The sequence below is a fragment of the Kitasatospora sp. NPDC001261 genome, from assembly GCF_042896795.1.
GTDB lineage: Bacteria > Actinomycetota > Actinomycetes > Streptomycetales > Streptomycetaceae > Kitasatospora.
On record NZ_JBIAXP010000030.1, the window covers coordinates 14,102 to 36,905 of the forward strand.

General features: G+C 75.2%; 16 protein-coding genes. 6 read left to right on the plus strand and 10 right to left on the minus strand.

Annotation, left to right across the window (positions count from 1 at the left end):
- Nucleotides 1-6: 6 nt before the first annotated feature.
- Entirely contained in the window at nucleotides 7-3,864 is a 3,858-nt protein-coding gene (locus ACFY4B_RS32960) for a glycosyltransferase (RefSeq protein WP_387974172.1), read from the minus strand.
- Nucleotides 3,865-4,089: 225 nt separating this feature from the next.
- On the minus strand, nucleotides 4,090-4,362 hold the full coding sequence (locus ACFY4B_RS32965) for a WhiB family transcriptional regulator (RefSeq protein ID WP_030062195.1): 273 nt from the start codon (nucleotides 4,360-4,362) through the stop codon (nucleotides 4,090-4,092).
- 623 nt (nucleotides 4,363-4,985) lie between these two features.
- Here ACFY4B_RS32965 and ACFY4B_RS32970 point away from each other — a divergent pair.
- Genes ACFY4B_RS32970 through ACFY4B_RS32980 form a run of 3 tightly spaced genes read left to right on the plus strand, consistent with a single transcriptional unit; the run spans nucleotide 4,986 to nucleotide 7,956 of the window.
- Nucleotides 4,986-5,666 (plus strand): cysteine dioxygenase family protein, encoded by a 681-nt coding sequence (locus ACFY4B_RS32970; protein WP_234348590.1) that lies wholly within the window; start codon nucleotides 4,986-4,988, stop codon nucleotides 5,664-5,666.
- A 41-nt stretch (nucleotides 5,667-5,707) separates the two neighbouring features.
- A complete protein-coding gene (gene cofD / locus ACFY4B_RS32975) occupies nucleotides 5,708-6,667 on the plus strand; it encodes a 2-phospho-L-lactate transferase (RefSeq protein ID WP_074003863.1) in 960 nt (319 codons plus the stop codon).
- Nucleotides 6,664-7,956, plus strand: coding sequence for a coenzyme F420-0:L-glutamate ligase (locus ACFY4B_RS32980; RefSeq protein WP_387974175.1), 1,293 nt, complete (start codon nucleotides 6,664-6,666; stop codon nucleotides 7,954-7,956). The genes cofD and ACFY4B_RS32980 overlap by 4 nt, the downstream gene beginning before the upstream one ends.
- A gap of 15 nt (nucleotides 7,957-7,971) precedes the next feature.
- On the opposite strand, the gene ACFY4B_RS32985 is transcribed toward ACFY4B_RS32980, so the two are convergent.
- Together ACFY4B_RS32985 and ACFY4B_RS32990 are read right to left on the minus strand one after the other, a co-directional pair.
- Complete coding sequence (locus tag ACFY4B_RS32985; RefSeq protein ID WP_375877533.1) at nucleotides 7,972-8,883, minus strand: DNA-3-methyladenine glycosylase family protein; 912 nt, start codon at nucleotides 8,881-8,883, stop codon at nucleotides 7,972-7,974.
- Between the two features lie 85 nt (nucleotides 8,884-8,968).
- Nucleotides 8,969-10,096 carry a peptidoglycan recognition protein gene (locus tag ACFY4B_RS32990; RefSeq protein ID WP_074003866.1) on the minus strand — a complete coding sequence of 376 codons (1,128 nt, stop codon included), beginning with the start codon at nucleotides 10,094-10,096 and terminating at the stop codon, nucleotides 8,969-8,971.
- A 104-nt stretch (nucleotides 10,097-10,200) separates the two neighbouring features.
- Here ACFY4B_RS32990 and ACFY4B_RS32995 point away from each other — a divergent pair, with 104 nt between their 5' ends.
- The 3 genes from ACFY4B_RS32995 to ACFY4B_RS33005 all read left to right on the plus strand — a co-directional run bounded on the left by ACFY4B_RS32995 (nucleotide 10,201) and on the right by ACFY4B_RS33005 (nucleotide 14,162).
- Nucleotides 10,201-10,992 carry a TIGR03089 family protein gene (locus ACFY4B_RS32995; RefSeq protein WP_049660500.1) on the plus strand — a complete coding sequence of 264 codons (792 nt, stop codon included), beginning with the start codon at nucleotides 10,201-10,203 and terminating at the stop codon, nucleotides 10,990-10,992.
- Between the two features lie 36 nt (nucleotides 10,993-11,028).
- Nucleotides 11,029-12,321: an LCP family protein gene (locus tag ACFY4B_RS33000; protein WP_387974179.1), complete on the plus strand. Its 1,293-nt coding sequence runs from the start codon at nucleotides 11,029-11,031 to the stop codon at nucleotides 12,319-12,321.
- A 224-nt stretch (nucleotides 12,322-12,545) separates the two neighbouring features.
- Nucleotides 12,546-14,162 (plus strand): LCP family protein, encoded by a 1,617-nt coding sequence (locus tag ACFY4B_RS33005; protein WP_387974182.1) that lies wholly within the window; start codon nucleotides 12,546-12,548, stop codon nucleotides 14,160-14,162.
- Here ACFY4B_RS33005 and ACFY4B_RS33010 read toward each other — a convergent pair whose 3' ends face one another.
- The 6 genes from ACFY4B_RS33010 to ssuE all read right to left on the minus strand — a co-directional run bounded on the left by ACFY4B_RS33010 (nucleotide 14,163) and on the right by ssuE (nucleotide 22,547).
- Nucleotides 14,163-14,777 carry an acyltransferase gene (locus tag ACFY4B_RS33010; protein WP_387974184.1) on the minus strand — a complete coding sequence of 205 codons (615 nt, stop codon included), beginning with the start codon at nucleotides 14,775-14,777 and terminating at the stop codon, nucleotides 14,163-14,165.
- 127 nt (nucleotides 14,778-14,904) lie between these two features.
- Nucleotides 14,905-15,945, minus strand: coding sequence for a glycosyltransferase family 2 protein (locus ACFY4B_RS33015; RefSeq protein ID WP_049659498.1), 1,041 nt, complete (start codon nucleotides 15,943-15,945; stop codon nucleotides 14,905-14,907).
- 161 nt (nucleotides 15,946-16,106) lie between these two features.
- Nucleotides 16,107-18,098, minus strand: coding sequence for a hypothetical protein (locus ACFY4B_RS33020; protein ID WP_380777150.1), 1,992 nt, complete (start codon nucleotides 18,096-18,098; stop codon nucleotides 16,107-16,109).
- Nucleotides 18,099-18,291: 193 nt separating this feature from the next.
- Complete coding sequence (locus ACFY4B_RS33025) at nucleotides 18,292-20,862, minus strand: ABC transporter permease (RefSeq protein ID WP_387974258.1); 2,571 nt, start codon at nucleotides 20,860-20,862, stop codon at nucleotides 18,292-18,294.
- 16 nt (nucleotides 20,863-20,878) lie between these two features.
- Nucleotides 20,879-21,667, minus strand: coding sequence for an ABC transporter ATP-binding protein (locus tag ACFY4B_RS33030; protein WP_049658694.1), 789 nt, complete (start codon nucleotides 21,665-21,667; stop codon nucleotides 20,879-20,881).
- Between the two features lie 325 nt (nucleotides 21,668-21,992).
- Nucleotides 21,993-22,547 (minus strand): NADPH-dependent FMN reductase, encoded by a 555-nt coding sequence (gene ssuE / locus ACFY4B_RS33035; protein WP_049658692.1) that lies wholly within the window; start codon nucleotides 22,545-22,547, stop codon nucleotides 21,993-21,995.
- Nucleotides 22,548-22,804 lie beyond the last annotated feature (257 nt).

The window sequence follows — 22,804 nt, forward strand, 5'->3', positions numbered from 1 at the left end:
CGCGGGTCAGCTCCCCGATCCGTGCTGGTGCGGGTACCGGCCGGGGCCGTTGGGGTCGTTCGGGTCGTACGGGGCCTCGCCCTGCGACTGGCCGGGCAGCCAGGGCTGCTGCTGCTCGGGCTGCTGCCCGCCGTCGTAGCCGTGGACCTCGTAGTACGGCTGCTGCTCGGGCTGGTACGGCTGCTCGTAGCCCTGCTGCCGGCCGTACCCGTGGGCGTCGTACCCCTGGGTGTCGTAGCCCTGGCCGCCGTACGGCGCGGCGACCGGCTGCTGGGCCGCGTACTGGTCGTAGCTGTACGGGTCGGCCTGCTGGTACGCCTGGTACGGGTCCGTGTACTGCTCGGCGTCCTGGATGGCGGCGGCCGCCTGGACGGCGCCGGTCACCGGCTCGGAGCTCGGCTGGGCCGGGATCGCGCCCGGCCGGTCGTACACCCCGGACTCCTCGGCACCGCCCTCGGCGCCCTCCGCGCCCTCGCCGCGCTCGGCCATCCGGCGGGCCCGGCGGCTGCCGGGGGCGGGGGCCTGCGCCTGGGCGGCGGCGGCCAGCGCGGCGGTGGCGACGGCCTCCTCCGGCAGGTCGTCGTCCTTGTGGCTGCGGCGGCCGGGCAGGGCCAGCACCAGGATGGTGAGGCCGAGCAGCACCTGGGCCCAGATCCAGCCGGTGTGGGCGGCGCCGCCCTCGCGGGTGACGGCCAGCTTGCCGCCGGCGGCCGGGAGCTTGAAGCCCTGCGCCCAGCCGTCGACCGTGGTGGGCTCCAGCGCGGTGCCGTTGACGGTGGCCTTCCACTCCGGGGCGGCGGACTCGGCGAGCCGCAGCACCCGGCCGTCCGGGCCGGCCGGGACGGTGGCGGACAGGTCGCGGGCCCCGGACGGGACGACCACCGGGGTGGCCCCCGGGGCGGTGATCACCGCGCGGACCGCGGGGGTGCCGTTGACCTGCCAGAGCGCGGCGGCGCCGTCCTGGTTGGCCTTGACCAGGCCGGGGGTGGTGTCCAGGACGTCCTTGAAGGCGTCGATCACCGGCTGCTGGACCAGCACGTAGGCGATGCCGTAGCCGGCCAGGGCGCTGGCCTGGTCGGCGCCGGAGCCGGCCAGCAGGCTGCCGACCATCTTGTTCAGGCCGTCCTGGGTGCCGGTCGCCGGGTCGACGGTGGACTCGGCCTGGCCGAGCGTCAGACCGGCGCCGCGCAGCACGGTGTAGCGGACCGCGCCGCCGCCCTTCTCCCCGGTGACGACCAGGGTGCGGGCCCGGTCGGTGGTGCCGGCCTCCTCGGCGATGAACGCGGGGACCTGGTCGGCCTGGCCGCGGTGCAGCGGGCCGCCGGCGCCGGTCAGCGCCCACCACAGGCCGGTGCCCAGCGGGGCCAGCACGGCCGAGGCCACCACCAGGGCGGCCACCGGCTGACGCCAGCCGAAGGCGATCCCGGCGACGCGGGCGTTGGCCCCGTCGGCGCCGATCGCGGCGGCGGCGAGCAGGGCGAGCCCGGCGATCAGGGTCGCCGGGCCGGTCCAGGCGGGCACCGCCGGACCGCCGGAGGCCGGGGTGACGGAGGTGCCCGCCACCACGACCGAGAAGACCAGGCCGGCGCCGGCCGCGCCCCAGGCGACGAGCACCGCACGGCGGCGGTCGGCGCGCAGCAGCGCGGCCAGGGCGGCCAGCACGACACCCGCCGAGAGCCAGACCGGCGGCACCCCGGCGCCGCCCGGGTTGACCAGCAGCAGGCCGGCCGCGCTCGCGCCGGTGCCGTGCAGACCGGGCAGCCCGGCCTCCAGCAGCAGCCACTGCGGGTGCGACAGCACCTTGAGCGACCACGGGGCCAGCACCGCGACCGGCACCGCCAGGATCACCAGGACGCGCAGGCCGAGCGGCCGCAGGGCCGCGCCGCCGGAGCCGAAGGCGCTGCCGCGCAGCACCCCGACGACCAGCATCGCCAGGCAGAGCGGCACCGCGAGCGCCCACGTTATCGGGACGAAGGCGGTGGCCAGGGTGAGCAGCAGGACGGTCATCCAGACCGGGCGCCAGCCCGGGCGGGCGCCCTTGGCGGCGCTCTCGGCGCGGATGCCGAGGCCGGCCGCGATGGCGGCGGCGCGGGCCAGCGGCGGCAGCAGCACGGCGAGCACGGCGGTGCCGATCCGGCCCTGGGCGAGCGCGCCGGTCGCGGCGGGCAGCAGCGCGTAGGTGGCGCTGGCCCAGGCGCGGACCAGCTTGGAGTCCAGCAGCGGCCGGGACACCAGGTAGGCGCTGACCGCGGAGAGCGGGACGGAGAGCACCACGAGCAGGGTGAGCGCGAGGTCGGCGTGGTCGAACAGGATCCAGGAGAGCACCGCGAGCACGCCGAGGTACGGCGGTGCGGCGGCGGTGGACCCGGTGCCGACCGGGTGCCAGGCGTCCGCGTACATCGACCAGAGGCCGCCGGCCCCGTCGGCCGCCGGCAGCAGGGCGCCGCCGAACAGCTCGCCGCTGCCGAGCAGGCCGCGGCAGGCGATCAGGGCGAACACCAGCAGGGCCGCGAACAGCACCGGCGCCGGGCGCCGGGCGAGCTTCTTGAGCAGGGCGAACTGCTCGACGACCAGGTCCTCGGCGTCCTCGTCGCCGCCGGCCTCGGCCGAGCCGTGCCGGCCGGTGTCGTCGCCGCCCCCTATCCCGAGCGAGCCGACGACGCCCTCGACCGCCAGCCGGGTGGTGGCGCCGGGGGCCGGGAAGAGCGTGCGGTCGTCCAGGGCGTCCGCCGACCGGGACTTGGCGCGGCGTTTGCGCCCGGCCAACAGCCGTGGGAAGCGGACGAGTTCGTGGCCGAGGCCGGCGAGTTCGTCGAAGGCCTGGCGCGGGTCCTTGCCGAGCAGGTTGGTGACGGCCCGCAGCAGGGTGCCGAGCACCAGCCGCAGCAGGACGTAGGGGAAGAGCGCGCCCTTGCAGTTGGTGAGCAGGGTGTAGACGGCGCCGGCCTTGTCCATCCGGTGCGGGTGGGCGGGGCCGCAGTCGATCGCCCGGCGCTCGCGGGCGGCCGCCTCGGCGTGCCGCAGCACGGCGTCGGGGGCGACCACCACGCGGTGGCCGGCGGCGTTGACCCGCCAGCAGAAGTCGGTGTCGTCCCGCATCAGCGGGAGGGCCCGGTCGAAGCCGCCGAGCTCCTCGAAGACGTCCCGGCGCACCAGCATGCCGGCGCTGGAGACGGCGAGCACCGGGCGGACCTGGTCGTGCTGGCCCTGGTCCTGCTCGCGGCGGTCGAGGCCGGTCCAGCGGCGGCCGGAGCGGGCGATGGTGACGCCGACCTCGAGGAGCTGGCGGCGGTCGTACCAGCTGCGCAGCTTGGGGCCGACCACGGCGGCGCTGGGGGTGGAGTCGGCGACCTGGAGCAGTCGGCGCAGGGCGTCGGTCTGCGGCTCGCAGTCGTCGTGCAGCAGCCAGAGCCACTCGACCGGCCGGGTCTCGCGCGGGCCGCCGCGGCCGAGGTCGTCCTCCTGGGCGAGCGGGTCGCCGAAGTCGTCCCAGCCGCCGGTGACCGGGTCGTAGCCGGAGGGGTCGAGCCGGTACGGGAGGTCCTCCGGGCGCAGGGGCGCGCTGCCCGCCACGGCCTCGTGGACGGCGGTGCCGAAGCCGGCCCGGCGGCCGAGGACCAGCGGTCCGCTCTCGGGCAGCCAGTCGGCGAGGGTGTCCGCGAGCAGTTGCGGAGAGTTGTCGGTGGATCCGGTGTCGACCGCGAGGACGCGCTGGACCTGGCGGTCCTGACCGAGCAGGCCGGCCATGGCCCGCGGGAGCCAGCGGGCGCCGTCGTGCGAGACGATCACGGCGGTGACCAGGTGGCGCGGATAGGCGGGCGGCCGGGAAGCGGTGGAGCCGCTCTGGTGGCTGTAGACGGTCATCGCGTGCGCGGGCCCCAGTTCTCGGTGGACACAGCCGGTGAACGGCAACCGGATGGCGCACCACACTAACGGCTCCGGGTGGCCGCTTCGTCCGGGGTGTGCGTGCGGGGACGGTGAAGGGGCCCCGGGAACACGAAAGCGCCCCACCACCGCGGTGAGGCGCCCGTACAGCTGTGCGGTTGTCCGTCGCTGTCGAAGGGTCAGCGGGGGGCGGGGGCCGCCCGGTCAGACCGCGCTCTTCTTGAGCCGACGGCGCTCGCGCTCGGAGAGGCCGCCCCAGATGCCGAAACGCTCGTCATTGGCGAGGGCGTACTCCAGGCACTCGGAACGGACCTCGCAGGCGAGGCAGACCTTCTTGGCCTCGCGGGTCGAGCCGCCCTTCTCGGGGAAGAAGGACTCGGGGTCGGTCTGGGCGCACAACGCGCGCTCCTGCCAGCCGAGTTCCTCCTCGTCCTCCGCGATGCCGTCCCCGATCAACAGCTCAAAGAGCTCGCTCATGTGGCGCGCCTCCTCTGCCCCTACTTGGCGTCCCCGTGGTTGCCGTTGCCTCGTGCGGCTGACGACACGAGTGAAATTACAGTTGCGTCACTCTGGCCCAGTCAAGCCGAGCTCTGGTATTGGGGCTGGGATTCACTCCCTGGCACCAAGCCGTTACGAATAGTGTACATATCCGGACACATCGGACCTTCCACCTCAAGGTCCTGAACGGTGCCGAACCATCCGCAACCATTCACCGGGTGACGCTCGGTCACCGTCACAGGCCGGTCATCGGCCTGCCTTCCCGGCGATCTTCCCATCGAAACATAGAGAGTGATGAATCACCCCATCAGGGAAAGATCCGGACCTAACCCACTCGAATGCCGCATCCTTCGGTTTGACACCGCCCCTGCGGATGCGGTGTCCTTGCTCCTATGTCAGAGTTCGCCAGCCCCCGGAGCGGTTCCACGCTCCGCCGTGCCGTGAACTCTTGTTGTCGCCTCTGTTCCTGCTGTATCTAGGCGCCCGCGTCCCACCGCGCGCCGCCCCCAGGAAGCACAGAGGCCGCCCGCGATTCCCGTCCCAGGACATCCCGGATCCGGCCGATCCCGACGAACCGGCCGACCCTTCCGAGGACGACTCCCGTGCGCATGATCCGCATCCGCAAGCGGAACCGCGACCGCAACAAGCTCTCCCGCCGTGGCCCCGCCACCGTCCGCACCGGCACCCCCGCCGACGCCCGGACCCGCCAGTGGGCCGACGGCCTCAGCGACGTCTCCATCGCCGGCGACCCGCTCGCCTTCCCGCACCTGGCGCGCACCGACCTGCCCGCCCACCCCACCACCGTCGCCGAGTACGCCCGGCTGGTGCGCGAGATCGCCGCCGACCGCTCCCGATGGGAGCCGCTGGTCCGCTACGACGCGCTGACCCGCTGGTACGCCCGGCTGGAGACCGGCCCCGGCTACGAGGTCTGGCTGCTCAGCTGGCTGCCCGGGCAGTCCAGCGGCTTCCACGACCACGGCGAGTCCTCCGGCGTGATGAGCGTCGTCCGGGGCGAGCTGATCGAGCGCTCCCTCACCCTCCCCCAGCCCTCGGCCGGGGGTGACCCCAGCGGCGCGATCGCCCGCACCCTGCGGCCCGGCGGGCAGCGGGTGTTCTCCTCCGGCTACCTGCACGAGGTCGTCAACGGCGCGCTCGAACCCGCCGTCTCCATCCACCTCTACGCCCCCGGCCTGACCGAGATGAACCAGTACGGCGCCACCGCCGTCCCCGAGCAGCACCAGGAGCAGCACACCGGGCGGCAGGCGCAGGCCGGGTCGCACTGATCACGGCTGACGGAAAGTCGGACCGTGGCAGGATGAACCCCATGCGCATCGTGGCACTGGCAGGCGGAATCGGCGGGGCGCGCTTCCTGCGCGGACTCCTCGCGGCGGTCGGACCGCAGGACGAGATCACCGTCATCGGCAACACCGGCGACGACATCCACCTCTACGGCCTCAAGGTCTGCCCCGACCTCGACACCGTGATGTACACCCTCGGCGGCGGCATCCACGAGGAACAGGGCTGGGGCCGGACCGACGAGACCTGGTCCATCAAGGCCGAGATGAAGGAGTACGGCGTCGGCCCCGAGTGGTTCGGGCTCGGCGACCGCGACTTCGCCACCCACCTCGTGCGCAGCCAGATGCTCACCGCCGGGTACAGCCTCAGCCAGGTCACCGAGGCGCTGTGCGTGCGCTGGAAGCCGGGCGTGCGGCTGCTGCCGATGAGCGACGACCGGGTCGAGACCCACGTGCGGATCACCGACGAGCAGGGCACCCGGGCGGTCCACTTCCAGGAGTACTGGGTCCGGCTGCACGCCGAGGTGGACGCCGAGGCGATCGTCCCGGTCGGCGCGGACACCGCCAAGCCCGCGCCCGGTGTGCTGGAGGCGATCGCCGAGGCGGACGTCATCCTCTTCCCGCCGTCCAACCCGGTGGTCTCGATCGGCACCATCCTCGCCGTCCCCGGCATCCGGGAGGCGGTCGCCGCCGCGCCCGCGCCGGTGGTCGGGCTCTCCCCGATCATCGGCGGGGCGCCGGTGCGCGGCATGGCCGACAAGGTGCTCGCCGCCGTCGGCGTCGAGGCCACGGCGGAGGCGGTCGCGCTCGACTACGGGCCGGCGCTCGTCGACGGATGGCTGGTGGACACCGTGGACGAGGCCTCGGTGGCCGCCGTCGAGGCCGCCGGGATCGCCTGCCGGGCCGTCCCGCTGCTGATGACCGACGTCGAGGCCACCGCCGAGATGGCGCGGGCGGCGCTCGCGCTGGCCGAGCAGGTGCGCAAGTGACGCTGGAGGTCCTCGGCGTCGAGGGGCTGCCCGAGGTCGCGGCCGGGGCGGACCTCGGCGAGCTCATCGCCAAGGCGGGGACGTACCAGGACGGCGACATCCTGCTGGTCACCTCGAAGATCGTCAGCAAGGCCGAGGGCCGGCTGCTGCACGCCGCCGACCGCGAGGCCGCGATCGACGCCGAGACCGTCCGGGTGGTCGCCCGGCGCGGGCCGGTCCGGATCGTGGAGAACCGCAACGGCCTCGTCATGGCCGCCGCCGGGGTCGACGCCTCCAACACCGCCCCCGGCACCGTGCTGCTGCTGCCCGAGGACCCGGACGCCTCCGCCCGGGCGCTGCGGGCCCGGCTCCAGCGGCTGACCGGCCGCCGGCTCGCCGTCGTCGTCACCGACACCTTCGGCCGGCCCTGGCGCAACGGGCTGACCGACGTGGCGATCGGCGCCGCGGGCCTCTCCGTCCTGGAGGACCACCGCGGCCGCACCGACAGCCACGGCAACCGGTTGGAGATGACCGTCACCGCGACGGCCGACGAACTCGCCGCCGCCGCCGACCTGGTGAAGGGCAAGGCCAGCGGCGTCCCGGTCGCCGTCGTGCGCGGACTCGGACACCTCGTCACCGCCGAGGACGGCGACGGCGCCCGGCCGCTGGTCCGGCCCGCCGTCGACGACATGTTCCGGCTCGGCACCTCCGAGGCGCTGCGGCAGGCCGTCACCCTGCGGCGCACCGTCCGCTCCTTCACCACCGAGCCGGTCGACCCGGCCGCCGTCCGCCGCGCCGTCGCCGCCGCCGTCACCGCGCCCGCCCCGCACCACACCACGCCCTGGCGGTTCGTGCTGCTGGAGTCGGCGGACACCCGGGTCCGGCTGCTCGACGCGATGCTCGCCGCCTGGCAGCGCGACCTGCGCGAACTCGACGGCTGGGACGAGGCGAAGATCGCCCGGCGCACCGCCCGCGGCGACGTCCTGCGCGACGCCCCGTACCTGGTGGTGCCCTGCCTGGTGACGGACGGCTCGCACGACTACCCGGACCCGCGCCGGGCCGCCGCCGAACGGGAGATGTTCACCGTCGCCGCCGGCGCCGCCGTGCAGAACCTGCTGGTCGCGCTCACCGGCGAGGGGTACGGCTCCGCCTGGGTCTCGTCCACCATGTTCTGCCGCGACACCGTGCGGGAGGCGCTGGACCTCCCGCAGGGGTGGGACCCGATGGGCGCCGTCGCCGTCGGCCGGCCGGCGGAGGAGCCGAAGGTCCGTCCGGAACGCGACGCGGAGGCCTTCATCACCGTCCGGTAGCGGCAGCCGCCGGGGTCAGCGGTGGCGGTGGTCGTTGGGGGTCAGCCGGGGGCCGTAGCGGGGGGCGTGGGCGGCCGTGGCCAGCAGGAGGCGGCAGACCCGGTGGCGCTGGGGGCGGTAGGGCTCCAGGAGCGCGAGCATCTGGGCGTCGTCGCTGCGGGGGCGGCCGGCCAGCGCCCAGCCGACCAGGTTGGGCAGGTGGAAGTCCCCGACCGAGACCGCGTCCGGGTCGCCGTTGCTGCGCTGCAGCGTCTCGGCGGCCGTCCAGGGCCCGATGCCGGGGACGGCGGTGAGGCGGGCGAAGGCCTCCTCGTGGCCCATGGCCGAGGCCTCCTCCAGCCGCGGCGCCAGGCGGACGGCGCGCACGACCGTGCCCGAGCGCTTCGGGTCCACGCCCGCCCGGTGCCACTCCCAGCTCGGCACCAGTGCCCACTCGCGGGCCGACGGCGCCACCCGCATGCCCTCGGCCGGGCCCGGCGCCGGGGTGCCGAAGTCCCGCAGCAGGAGGCGCCAGGCGCGGTACGCCTCGTCGGTGGTGACCTTCTGCTCCAGGATCGCCGGGACCAGCGACTCCAGCACCAGGCCCGTCCTGGTCAGCCGGACCCCGGCGGTACGGCGCTGGGCGTCCCGCAGCGGGCCGGGCGGCAGGACCAGCGCCTCCGGGGCGTCCTCGGCGCCGAGCAGGGCGGGGAGGCGGTCGAGGAGCCAGTCCGCGCCGGGGCCCCAGGCGCTCGCCTCGACCTCGCCGGCGGCCGGACGCGGCAGCACCCGCAGGGTGCCGATGCCGCCCGGAGTGCGGGAGGCGCGCCAGACGGCGCCGTCGCCGGTGCTGCGGTACGCCGGGTCGGCGGGGCCGCGGCGCAGCGGGAGCAGGGTGCGGGCGACGTCCAGCGGGAAGCCCGGGCGCCAGCGCCGTACCGCTTCCACCGCCGTCGCCTCCCGGGTCGCCTCCGGACATGAACGATACGCGGGGGGTCGGACAGCGCGGGAGGGACGGCGGAGGGCCCCGGGGTCAGCGGGTCTGGAGGCGGGCCGCCGCGGCGCGCAGGGCGGGGAGGCGGGCGTAGAGGGCGTTGCCGGGGCACTCGGTGTCGAAGGCGTCGCGGTGGCCGGAGACGGCGTCGAAGTCGACGGTGCTGCCCTTGGGGTAGCGGCTGGCGTCCGAGGAGGAGGTGAGGCGGGCGCGGCCGTCGGCGGGGCGGGCGGCGAGGCCGAGCTTCCAGGCGGCGAGGGCGGCGAGGCCGTCGAGGAGGGGGCGGGACGGCTGGTCGCCGGTGTAGGTGCCGAGGGCGGCGACGCCGGCGGAGTCGGTGTTGAAGCCGAGGGTGTGGGCGCCGTGGACGGGCTGGTCGACGCCGCCGGCCCGGCCCTCGTAGACGGTGCCGCAGCGGTCGACCAGGAAGTTGTAGCCGATGTCCCGCCAGCCGTTGGTCTTCACGTGGTACTGGTAGATCGCCCGGACCACCCGGGGCGCGTCGGCGCAGGCGTAGTCGGTGGTGGTGGCCGTGTGGTGGACGAAGACCTCGCGGACCGGGCCGGTGTACTCGAACTCCGGGTCGCGCAGCGACTCGTCGGCGCCCCATCCGGCCCGGGTGACGATCCTCGGGCGCGGGGCCTGCCCCTTGGCCGGCCCGGCGGGCGGCGCAGTCGGCGGTTCCGCGGGCAGGGTCCGTACGGCGGCCGGGGCGGCGCCGTGTCCCGGGTCGACCAGGTCGAGCCGCAGTCCGGGCGGTGCTCCGGCGGGCCCGGGCCGGAACTCGACGGCGACGCCGTCGCTGCGGCCGGTCCAGAGCGGGGCGGTGGCGCCGTGCGCCGTGTGGTCGGGGCCGTCCTCGGCGTCGGCCTCCAGCCGGTGCCAGCCGCTCCAGCGGCCGGTGGCCGCGTCCCGGGTGCGGACCCGGAGCACCGCGCCGGCGAGGGCGTCCGCCGGGCCGTCCCAGCCGAGGCCGAGGAGTTCGAACGGTGCGGTGCCGCGCGGGGCGAGACCGGTCCCGGCGGGCAGCGGGAGCGTGGTGGTGGAGCCGCCGCCGGCGAAGTCGTGGCGGCGCGGGGCGGACGAGGGGGTCGCACCGGCGGCGGGCTGGAGCAGGAGGGCGGCGGTGCAGCCGGCGAGCAGGGCGGCCGGAAGTGAGAGGCGCATAAACCGGATCGTCGCCGCAAACCGGACCGCCCGCCACGCCGCTCCGCGCCCGTTCGGCCGCCCCTCCCGACCTCCCACCCGAAGGCCGTAGGCTGGGGCGCACCATGACTGCGCCCTTCGCTGCCGACGCCCGCACCCCCGTCGAGCTGCTGCACGCATTCCTGCGCGGCGGCACGCCTTCGGTCGATCCCGCGGCCCCTCTGGTCACCTTCTACGACGACGCCACCGGCGAACGGGTGGAGCTGTCCGCCCGGACCTTCGACAACTGGGTGGCCAAGACGGCCAACCTCCTCCAGGACGAGCTGAACGCCGGCCCCGGCGACCGGGCGGCGCTGCTGCTGCCCGCCCACTGGCAGAGCGCCGTCTGGCTGCTGGCCTGCTGGTCGGTCGGGGTGACGGCGGTGCCGGGCGGCGACCCGGCCGCCGCCGACCTGGTGGTCAGCGGCCCGGACGGGCTGGAGGCCGCCCAGGCCTGCGAGGGCGAGCGGGTCGCGCTCGCCCTGCGTCCGCTCGGCGGCCGCTTCCCGCAGCGCCCGGACGGCTTCCTCGACTACGCCGCCGAGGTGCCCGGCCAGGGCGACCGCTTCGCCCCGTACTCCCCCGTCGCCCCGGAGGGGCCGGCGCTGGAGACCGCGGTGGACGGGCTGCCGCTGAAGCTGACGGGCGAGCAGACCGTGGCGCTGGCCCGGGAGGGGGCGGCACGGCTCGGCCTGAAGCCCGGCGACCGCGTGCTGTCCACCCTCTCGTACGACGACTGGACCGGTCTGGAGGCCGGTCTGCTGGCGCCGCTGGCGGCCGGCGCCTCGGTGGTGCTCTGCCGCAACTCGCAGGCGCTGGACGCCGGGCAGTGGGAGAAGCGGACCGAATCCGAACGGGTGACACTGCGCCTCGGCTAACCCCCGGCCCGGGCCCGGCGGGTAGGGATCGCTGCCATGGCCGAGGACGACACCGAGCACCCCCCGACCGCCACTCCCCCGACGAACGGCGCGGCCCAGGACGGCCCGCCGACGGACACCCCTCCGGGCGGGAGCGGACGCCCGCGCAGGCGCCGGCGGTGGCTGATGATCACCGCCGGCGCCGTCGCGTTCCTGCTGGTCGCCACCGGGGTGCTGCTCTGGATCGCCTACCGCACGCTGGACGGCAACATCCGCGCGGACTCGGCCACCGACCGGCTGCTCGCCAAACTGGAGGCCGAGCGGCCGAGCCGCACCGCCGGGGCGCGGGGCGCCGAGAACCTCCTGCTGATCGGCAGTGACGACCGCTCCGGCGCGAACGGCTCGTACGGCGGCGAGCCGGGCAGCCAGCGCTCGGACACCACGATCCTGCTGCACCTGGCCGCCGACCGCAGGCACGCGACGGCGGTCTCCGTGCCGCGGGACGTCATGGTCACCGTCCCCGCCTGCGAGAAGCCGGACGGCACCCGCAGCAGGCCCGCGCTGATGCAGTTCAACTGGGCCTTCGAGACGGGCGGTCCGGCCTGCTCGATCCGGGCCGTCGAGCAGTTGAGCGGCATCCGGATCGACCACTACGTGATCCTCGACTTCAGCGGCTTCAAGACGATGGTGGACGCGATCGGCGGGGTCGAGGTGTGCGTGCCGCAGCCGATCCACGACAAGGACGCCAAGCTCGACCTGGCCGCCGGGCGGCGGACCCTGCACGGCGAGCAGGCCCTCGGCTACGTCCGGGCCCGGGAGAGCCTGGGCGACGGCAGCGACACCCAGCGCATGGGCCGTCAGCAGCAGTTCCTGGCCGCGCTGATCCGCAAGGTGCAGTCGCAGGGCGTGCTGCTGAACCCGGCGAAGCTGTGGCCGGTGCTGGACGCCGCGACCTCCTCGGTCCGGGCGGACGGCGCGCTGTCCTCGCTCGGCGCGCTGTACGACCTCACCCAGGACCTGCGCGGCATCCCCTCGGCGGACGTGGTCTTCCTGACCGCGCCGCGCCGCCCGTACCGCTACGACTCGGACCGGGACGAGTTCGTGCAGCCGCAGACCGGCCAGCTGTTCGCGGCGCTGCGGGACGACCGGCCGGTCGCCGTCCGGCCGCCCGGGTCCGCGCCGTCCCCGGGGCCGGTCCCGGGGGCGGGCCGCTCGCCGGCGGCGGGGCCGGGCTCCGGGAGCCAGCCGACGGCCGAGGTGGCGGCGCTGGCGAACGCGTCACCCTCGGCGGGCGCCGCGCCCACCTTCGAGGGACGCACCGCCGACGTGGACGCCTGCGCCCAGCACTGAGCCGGACGCCCCTGCCGACCCCGGCCGCCCCGGGCCGGCCGCGCCGACCGATCCGGACGCTTCCGCAATTGGTCGGCCACGTACGGTATTTACCTCCGCATTGCCGGAACATGGCGGAGATCACACCGGGAACGACTCCCGCGTTCGGCTCGTCTACTGTGTCCGGATCGGCCCGTCCGTACGGGCGGTCCACAGCCGTGACCGGTCGAAGGTAGGGAACCCCCGTGCACGAGGAGCAACCGGAAACCGGACGGTACCGGGTGGACCCGGCCCCCGGCGTCCCCCGGCAGCGCCGCGGGGCCGCCGCACCGACCGCCGAGGAGCCCGCCGCACCGGCCCCGGAGGGCCGCCGGGACACCCGTCGGCGGGCCGCCGCGCTCGCCAGGCGCAGCCGGCGCCGACGGGCCCTCAAGTGGACGGCCGGGGCGGGCGCCCTGGTGATGGTCGCGGGCTGCGGCGGGGCGTACTACCTGTACCGGCACTTCAACGACAACCTGACCTCGGTCAAGGTCCAGCTGGGCGACGAGTCCGAGCGCCCGCCGGCCGCCGGGGACGCGCTGAACGTCCTGGTGATCGGCACGGACAGCCGGGAGGGCCTCGGCCGGGAGTACGGCGACGAGGGCAGCACCGGGCACGCCGACACCACCCTGCTGTTCCACATCGCCAAGGACCGCACCAACGCGACGGTGATCAGCCTCCCGCGCGACCTGATGCTGCCGATCCCGGAGTGCCAGAGCACCCAGGGCAAGAAGATCCCCGGCTCGGCGCGGGAGGAGTTCAACAACAGCCTCGGCCAGGCCGGGCGCGACGCGGGCTGCACCTGGAAGACCGTCGAGAAGAACACCGGGATCCGGGTCGACCACTTCGTGCAGGTCAACTTCGAGGCGGTGAAGAGCCTGTCCACCGCCGTCGGCGGGGTCGAGGTCTGCGCGGCCAAGGACATCAACGACTCCGGCTCCCACCTCAAGATGACCAAGGGCCGGCACGTGGTCCAGGGCGAGGAGGCGCTGGCCTTCGTCCGCACCCGGCACGCGGTCGGCCAGGGCGGCGACCTCACCCGGATCCCGCTCCAGCAGCAGTTCATCAGCTCGATGATCCGCAAGATCAAGAGCGACGACACCCTGACCAGCCCGACCAAGCTCTACAAGCTCGCGGACGCCGCCACCAAGGCGCTCACCGTGGACTCCGGCATCGGCAGCGTGGACAAGCTCAAGGACCTCGCGCTGGACATCAGCAGGGTCGACACCAAGAACATCACCTTCACCACCGCGCCCGTCCTGGACGACCCCAAGGACGAGAACCGGGTGATCCTCAAGCAGCCGGACGCCGGGCAGCTGTTCGCGATGGTCGCGGCCGACCGCTCGCTGACCGAGACCGCCGCCCCGCCCGCCCCCGAGGCACCGGCCGCCGACGCCTCGGTGGCCCCGGCGGCCCCGGCCCCCGCCACGCCGGCCGCCACCCTCCCGGCGATCCACCTCAAGACCGCCCAGCTGACGGTCCGCAACGGCAGCGGCAAGCGCGGACAGTCCGGGCCGACCGTGGAGAAGCTCCGGGCGAAGGGCTTCGACCGGGCCGCGGTGGGCAGCGACGCACCGCCCGCCGACACCACCACGGTGTCCTACCCGAGCGGCATGGAGGCCGAGGCCGGCGCCCTGGCCGCCGCCCTCGGCCTGCCCGGCGACGCCGTCCGGCCGGCCGAGAAGTCCGACCCGAAGAACGGGCTGCTGCTGGTGCTCGGCAAGGACGTGCTGACCGCCCCCGCCACCCCGGCGGTGCCCACCGAGGCGCCCGAGGACCTCCAGCGGGTGCAGGCGGACGACACCGACGTCTGCGCCAAGTAGCTACAGCGGTACGAGGGTTCCGTCCCGCTCGCGGTAGCGCTCGGCGGTCCGGGGGCACTGCCAGCCGCCGTCCCCGGCGGGCCGCAGCGGCTCGCCGGCCCGGCCCACCCAGCCGATCCGGCGGGCCGGGACACCGGCGACCAGGGCGAAGTCCGGGACGTCCCGGTGCACCACGGCGCCGGCCGCGACCAGGGCCCAGCGGCCGACCGTCACCCCGGCGACCAGCACCGCCCGGCCGCCGATCGAGCAGCCGTGACGGAGCGTCACTCCTTCGGCACACCAGTCGAGTTGGCCCTTGGGGCGCCCGTCGGGGGTGACCGCGCGCGGGTACCGGTCGTTGGTGAGGACGGCGGCCGGGCCGATGAACACCCCGTCCTCGACCACCGCCGGCTCGTACACCAGCGCGTGGTTCTGCACCTTGACCCGGTCCCCGATCCGGACGCCGGGGCCGACGTACGCGCCGCGGCCGATCACGCAGTCCGCGCCGACCACCGCGTCCTCGCGGACCTGGGCGAGGTGCCAGACCGTCGTCCCGGCGCCGATCGCGGCCCGTCCGTCGACGTCCGCGCTCGGCTCGATCCGGGCCGCGCCCGACCCGCCCTCAACTGTCGCCATGCGCACCGACGATAGCGGTGCCGGGAAGGGTGCCGGACGGGTCCCGGACGGGTTCCGGGCGGTGCCGCCGAGGAGGCGTCGAGAAGGCGCCGGGGCGGCTGCCGAAACGAATCGGCGGATCCGCGGATCAGCCGGTCTTCGAGAGCACGTCCTTGGCGGCCGGGCCGACGCTGGCGATCACTCTCCGGGCCAGCGAGCGCGGTGAGGTCAGGAAGCCGAAGCCCCAGCTGAGGTGCATGGTCGCGAAGGCCACCGGCAGCAGCGCCTTGGCCTTGAACGACAGGCCGCGCCCCTCGACCGCCGCACCGCCGAGGATGCCCAGCAGGTACGCGCCGGGCACCGCGAGGAAGGCCGGGTGGACGGCGGCGCCGAGCCCCAGCCCGAGCAGGACCGCCGCCAGCGCGGCCGGCGGGGCGAGGTAGCGCAGGTTGACCGAGCCCCGGTGGTAGCGGGTGACCACCCGGCGCCAGCGGCCGTAGTCCTTGTACTGCTTGGCCAGCGCCCGCACCGAGGGGCGGGGCCGGTACGTCACCTTGAGCTGCGGGGTGAACCAGACCAGGCCGCCGTCCTGGCGGATCCGGTAGTTCAGCTCCCAGTCCTGGGCGCGGATGAACTCCTCGTTGTAGCCGCCGAGCTTCTCCAGCACCTCGCGCCGGAACACCCCGAGGTAGACGGTGTCCGCCGGGCCGGCCAGGCCGCCGGTGTGGAAGGCCGCGTTCCCGACGCCGATCTTGGAGGTCATCGCGGCGGCGACCGCGTTCTCCCACTCGGTCTCGCCCTCGGCGTGCATGATGCCGCCGACGTTGGCCGCGTCCATCTCGCCGAGCAGCCGGACCGCCGTGGTGATGTAGCCGGGAGTGAGCAGGCCGTGGCCGTCCACGCGCACGACTATCGGATGCCGGGAGCCCCGGATCGCGGCGTTCAGCCCGGCCGGCGTCCGGCCGGTGGGGTTCGCCACCGTCCGCACCCGCGGGTCCTCGGCCACCAGCTCGGCCGCGATCTCCGCGGTGCGGTCGGTGGAGGGGCCGAGGGCGATCACCACCTCCATCGGCCCGGGGTACTCCTGGTCCAGGATGCGCCGGACCGCCGTGCGCAGGTGACGTTCCTCGTTGAGCACCGGCATGATCACGGAAACAGCCGGCAGCTCCTCAGCAGCCTTGGTGTTCATCGGGGCCAACCGTACCGGTGCGGACGTGTCCTCGTCTTGTCCCGGTCCGGGCTGCCGGGGACGCCTCGCGGTGCCGCGCCGGTGCTGTGATCAAGAACACCGTACTCCCCCTTACGCGCAGGCCGGAAGCGGTGTGGATCCGGTGGCGGTCCGGGGTGGGTTCAGAGTGCGTAGTGGGCGACGGTGAACACCGCGTAGCCGGTCAGCGCGAGCCGGTTCACCAGGTGCTGGGGGCCGCCCAGCCGGTCCGGCAGGGCCTGTGCCGGGCGCAGGTCGGGGCGGTGGGCGGCGGTGGCGACGGTCCGGGCCACCGCGCCCGGGTCGTACCGGCCGCCGAAGAGGGCGGCCAGCCAGACCGCCGGGCGGCTGAAGAAGGAGAACTCCCGCCCGCCGTGCAGCCGGATGGTGAGCAGGTTCCGGTGCGCCGCCGCCGCCGAGATCTCCGCCCACCGGTAGCAGCGGGTACGCAGCGCGGTGGCCACCCGCAGGCCGTTGCGGTCGGCGACCAGCTGCCAGGACAGCGTCTGGGCGCAGGCCAGGATCGCCAGCGAGCCGATCCACAGCGGGCGCAGCAGCCCCTCCCACCAGCCGTCGTCGTCGAGCAGCACCACGGCGGCGGCGACCACCAGGGCCGCCACCGGTCCGGCGGCCGCGCGCAGCGGCAGCGGCATCTCCCAGCGGCGGGCGGCCAGCGGCTCGGCGTCCGGACCGGCCGCCGGGGCGGCGGCGACGGTCTCGGCGGTCAGCGCGGCGACGGCCAGGTCGCGCTCGCGGTAGCGCCCGGAGCGCCGGCCGACGCGCGGGGGCCGGGCGGCGGGGGCGACCACGGCCGCCACCCAGTGCGGGTCGCCGTCCAGCAGGCCGGGGCGGACCAGGAGCTGGTGGTCGGGCCCGTCCGGGCCGCCGTACAGCACGGCGGGCACGCTGCGGCCGGCCCGGGCCAGCCACTCGGCGGCCTCGGCCGGGGTCGCCCGGTCGAACAGCTCCCAGTGCTCCTCCTCGTCCTCGTCGTGGTCGAGCACCGGGTCGGGGTAGTCGGCGTCCTCGTCCTCGGTCTCCAGGTGTTCGGGCACCCAGGCCGGGGCCGCGCCGTCCGGGGCGGCGTTCCGGGCCCAGCGGTAGCGGTCGCGCTCGACCAGCCGCCAGAGCCCGGGGCCGTCCGGCGGGCCGTCCAGCGGCAGCACCAGCAGGTCGCCGCGGGCGTCGGCGCGCACCCGGACGGCGAGCGCGGGGCCGGCTCCGGCGAAGGCGGGCCTGCCCCGGCGGGCGCTCGCGACGGCGGCCGAGCCGAGCAGCACCAGGCCGGGCAGGGCGATCAGGCCGCCGGCGGCCAGCTGGCCGGAGACGTCGTAGTCGTCGCCCAGGGCGCGCACCGAGTCGCCGTCCACCAGCAGCGGGACGGGCTCGCCGGGCTGCGGCCGGCGCTGCCACCAGACGTCCAGGGCGGCGGTGCGCTCGGGGCCGCCGCCGGGCGGCTGGAAGCGGACGGTCAGCGCGCCGTCCCGGTCGCTCCCGTCCGCGGTGCCGGTCACCCGGGTGGCCCGCTCGGCGGCGCCGTCCGCCCGGGCCTGCGCCCAGAGGCCGTACACCGGGAAGGCCGCGGCGACCACCAGCAGCAGGACGCCGAGGGCGCGGCGCAGCACGGGCGGGCCGTCCCGGTGGACGGGCGAGGGCCCGCCGGCGGCGCTCCAGGGATAGGGGACGGGCGGGGCCATCAGCTCGTCCAGCTGCTGGCGGGCGCGGCGGCGGCCGGACTCGGCGCCGAGCAGGACGGCGGTGAGCAGCACGTGCAGCAGCACCGCCGACCAGCGGGCGACCGGGGTGACCAGGCCCTCCGGGAGGTACCAGAGCAGCGCCAGGACGACCGGCGGGACGAGCACCCGGACCCGGGCCCTGGTGGCCAGCAGGACGATCTCGGCCAGCACCGACCAGCCGGCCAGCCCCGAGCCCCAGGTGTCCCGGCAGACGTTCTGGACGTTGCACCGGCCCACGTCCGGCTCCACCGCGCCGGCCAGGACCACGAACGCGAGCGGCACCAGCGCGAGCCAGCGGCCGTCCAGCCGCCAGGCGGTCCGGGCGGCGCGCCAGCGGGCGGCGGCCGCGCTGGTGAGGGGCGCTGCGCTGGGCAGGGGCGGGGCGTCCGAGGGGAGCATCGGACGATCATCCCAGCACCCGGGAAACGGACGGTACGCCCGCCGGACCGGCCCGGACCTGCGGGGCGGGGCACGGCGCAGGGGCCGGGCGCTGTGCGCACCCGGCCCCTGTCCCCCGTGCCCCCGGTCCCCCGTGGGTCCCCCCGTTCCCCCGTTCCCCCGTAGTCCGGGCCCGGCGCCCCCCGGCGCCGGGTCAGTCCGTCGCGATGGCCGCGAGGACGTTCATGCGTCCGGCCCGGAAGGCCGGGACGAGTGCGGCGAACAGGCCGATCAGCACCGAGGCGACCAGCGTGACCGCCACCGTGACGGTCGGGACGGAGAGCGTCCCGAGGCCCTGGTCCCGCAGCACCCGCTGGGCGGTGACGCCCCAGCCGAGGCCCAGTCCGGTGCCGAGGACGGCGCCGAACACCGCGATCACCACGGACTCCAGCCGGATCATCCGGCGCAGCTGGCGGCGGGAGAGCCCGATCGCCCGCAGCAGGCCGATCTCGCGGGTCCGCTCGACCACCGACAGCGCCAGGGTGTTGACCACGCCGAGCACCGCGACCGTGATCGAGAGGGCGACCAGCCCGTAGATCAGGTAGAGCAGGGTGTTGATCTGGGACTGGGCGAGCTCCTTGTAGCCGGCCCGGTCCTTGATGGTGAGCTGCGGGTACTCCTTCAGCCCGTCCTCCAGCGCGGTCAGCGTCCGGTCGACGTCGGCGCCCTGGGAGGCCTTGGCGAAGAAGGTCCACACCGGCGGCTGCTCGGCGGCCGGGACGACCTTCTCCATGGTGTCCATGGCCACGAAGGAGCCGTCGCCGAACAGCTCGCCCTTGCCGAAGACCGCGCCGACCGGCACCGTCTGGGTGCGGCCCTGGCCGTAGTCGACGGTGACCTGGTCGCCGACCTTCAGGCCGTGGTCCTTGGCGAAGGCGGCGCCGATGCCCAGCGAGCCGCGCTGGAGCGAGTCCACCGCACCGGAGTCGACGGTCGGCCGGAAGTCGGTGCCGAAGAAGGACGGCGGCACCGCGGTCAGCGGGGTCTTGGCCTTCTGCCCGTCCGGCAGCTGGACCTTGGCGGCGAAGAACCGCTGGGTGGTGACGTGGTCGATGCCCGGGGTCTTCCGGACCGCGTCCATCATCTCGGGGGTGATCGCGGTACGGCCGCCGGAGACGATGTAGTCCGCGCCCACCGACTTGTCGATCTGCGCGCTGGTCGAGGTGACGGCCGAGGAGCTGAACACCGCGGAGGCGATCACCAGCGCCAGGCCGATCATCAGCGCGGCGGCGGTGGCGCCGGTGCGGCGCGGGTTGCGCATCGCGTTGCGCTGGGCGAGCCTGCCGGACGGGCCGAACAGCGCCGGCAGCAGCGCGCCGAGCACCCGGACGACGGCCGAGGCCAGCAGCGGGCCGAGCACCACGAAGCCGATCAGGGTGAGCACCACGCCGAGGCCCAGGTACCGGCCGCCGGTGGCCGCCTTCTCCGCCCCCGCGCCGAGCACCAGGACCGCGCCGCCGCCCGCCGTCAGCAGCAGGCCGAGGCCGGTGCGGACGAGGTTGGCCCGGGCCTCCGCCGGGGTGCCGTGGTCGCGCAGCGCGGCCATCGGCGAGATCCGGCTCGCCCGGCGGGCCGGGAACCAGGCCGCGACCAGGGTGACCACGATGCCCAGCGCGTACCCGGCGACGAACACGTCCGGCCCGATCTGCAGGTCGGCCGCCTCCAGGTCCATGCCGATCGCCGTCATCAGCTTGATCAGGCCGACCGCCACGCCCAGGCCGGCCGCGACCCCGAGGGTCGAGCCGAGCACGCCCAGGATCAGCGCCTCGACCAGCACCGAGCGGTTGACCTGCCGCCGGCTGCCGCCGATGGCGCGCAGCAGGCCGATCTCCCGGGTGCGCTGGGCGACCAGCATCGAGAAGGTGTTGACGATCAGGAAGGCGCCGACGATCGCCGAGACGAAGGCGAAGCCGAGCATCGCGTACTTCATGAAGCCGAGGCCCTTGCCGACCTGCTCGCTGCGGTCGGCCTTCTGCTCGGCCGCCGTCTTCACCTGGTACCCGCCGCCGAGCTGGGCCAGCGCGTCGGCCTTGAGCCGGTCGTCGCCGCGGCTGCCGTCGCCGTACGCCTCGACGGTGCTGAAGGCCGGCCCGCCGAGCAGCGCCTGCTGGGCGGTCGGGGTGTCCAGGAAGCCGAGCGCCGCGCCCGGGTTGGTGGTGGTGAAGGTGCCGATGCCGACGATGGTGAAGTCGTGCCGGCCGAGGGGGTTCTCGACCCTGAGCGTGTCACCGAGGGCGAGCTTGGCCTTCTTCACGGTGTCCGCGTCCAGCAGCAGCTCGGTCGGGCCGCGCGGCGTGTGGCCGGAGGTGACCTTCAGCGGGTTGCCCGGGGTGTCGGTCCAGTTGCCGAGCAGGGTGGGCGCGCCGGTGGTCGGGCCGACCAGCTTGTTGGTGGCCGGGTTGATCATGACGGCGTTCTCGACCAGGACCTGGCCGACGGCGCTCTTCACCCCGGGCAGCGCGGCGACCTGCCGCTCCAGCGCGACCGGGACGGTCGGCGGCTTGACGGCGGCCTGCTGCTCCTCGTCCTCGGCCGGCTTGGGCGGCTGGACCGAGACGTCGGAGGAGGTCGCGGCGAAGAGCTTGTCGAAGGTGCCGGTGGCGGTGTTGGAGAACACCAGGGTGCCGGAGACGAAGGCCACCGACAGCACGACGGCGATGAGCGAGAGCGCCATCCGGCCCTTGTGGGCGAGGAAGCTCCGCAGTGAGGTCTTGAGCAGCATGATGGTGTCGTCCCGCCGCTCAGCTGGTGCGCTTGCCGTCGAAACGGCGCATGCGTTCGAGGACGGAGTCGGCGGTGGGCGCGTACATCTCGTCCACGATCACGCCGTCGGCGAGGAAGAGCACGCGGTCCGCGTAGCCGGCGGCGACCGGGTCGTGGGTGACCATCACGATGGTCTGGCCCAGTTCGTCCACCGAGCGGCGCAGGAAGGTCAGCACCTCGGCGCCGGACCGGGAGTCCAGGTTCCCGGTGGGCTCGTCACCGAAGATGATCTCGGGCCGGGCGGCCAGTGCCCGGGCCACCGCGACGCGCTGCTGCTGGCCGCCGGAGAGCTGGGCGGGGCGGTGCTTGAGCCGGCCGGACAGGCCGACCGTCTCCACCACCTGGTCCAGCCAGGCCTGGTCGGGCCTGCGCCCGGCGATGTCCATCGGGAGCGTGATGTTCTCCAGCGCGTTCAGCGTGGGGAGCAGGTTGAAGGCCTGGAAGATGAAGCCGATCTTGTCGCGCCGGAGCCTGGTGAGCTGCTTGTCCTTCAGGCCGGTGATCTCGGTGTCGCCGATCCGGATCTGCCCGGAGGTGACCGTGTCGAGGCCCGCCAGGCAGTGCATCAGGGTGGACTTGCCGGAGCCCGACGGCCCCATGATCGCGGTGAACCGGCCGCGCTGGATGTCGACGTCGACCGCGTCGAGCGCGGTCACCCTGGTCTCACCCGAGCCGTACGCCTTGGTGACCTGACGGGCCGACGCGGCGACGGCGGGCGCCCCGCCGGGAAGCTGGGGGTCGTACACGGCTGCTGCTGCCGTCGTCACTGGGACACTCCTAAGGAAGATGCGCTCACCCGTTGGCCCCCAGCCTCACGGGCCCGCCCGCCGCGCGACATGGCGCGGGCGGTAGTCCTCGACCGGGAGTTGTCTCCACCCTCCCGGTGGACCTGGCCACCGGACCCGGCGCAACCGGGCCGCTTCCTGGCGGGTGGGGATGTGTGAACCACGTTAGGAGTCGGCGGCGGAGCGCTCGTCATCCGCCGGAATGAAGCCTCTCAACCAAGGTTCTACGGGCCGCGGCGCGGCTCCCCCTAGGGGTCGCCGCGGCCCGTCTCGGGGACGCCCCGTACGGGCCGGCGGCGACGGTCCGTCAGCTCGTCAGCGCGGGTGCGGCCAGCCGCTCCAGGGCCGTGGCGAAGCCGTCCACGACCGGGGCCAGCAGCGTTTCGGTCTCGCGCTCCACCAGGGTCGTCCCGTCCTCCCGGGCGGTGATGTGGCGGTCGAGCACGAACCAGCCCTGGGTGATGTGGCCGGCGCCCATCGAGCTGAGCACCGGGCGCAGCGCGTAGTCCACCGCGAGGACGTGCGCGGGCGAGCCGCCGGTCGCGAGCGGCAGGACGGCCTTGCCGGCCAGGGCGTACTGCGGGAGCACGTCCAGCAGGGCCTTCAGCAGGCCCGAGTAGGCGGCCTTGTAGACGGGGGTGCCGACGACCACGCCGTCGGCGCGGGCGAACAGCTCGGTGACGGCGACGATCTCGGGGTGGTCGAAGTCGCCCGACAGCAGCGCGTGCGCGGGCAGGCTGCGGGCCTCGAAGGGGACGACGTGGTGGCCGCGCTCCGCCAGCCGCGCGTCGACGTGGCGCAGCAGGCGGGTGGTGCGGGAGGTGGCGGACGGGGAGCCGGAAACGGACAGGACGACGGCCATGGGTTTCACCTCTGGCTGGAAGCGGGGCGGCGCGGTGCGGCGGAGTGCGGCGGCGGGGGAAGGCGCCGCGGTGGGGGCCGGTACCGGGGGCGGTGCGGGAACGGTGCGGGGGGGCGTTGCGGGGCACCGGGGCGCTACGTCGGCGGACGTGCGGGGCCTGCGGGGAGTACGGGGACCCGACGGGCGCGTGTCAGCCGCGACAGAGCGAACAGGCCACACCGCGCCGCAGGTCGACGTGCCGCCGACGCGTGAGTGCC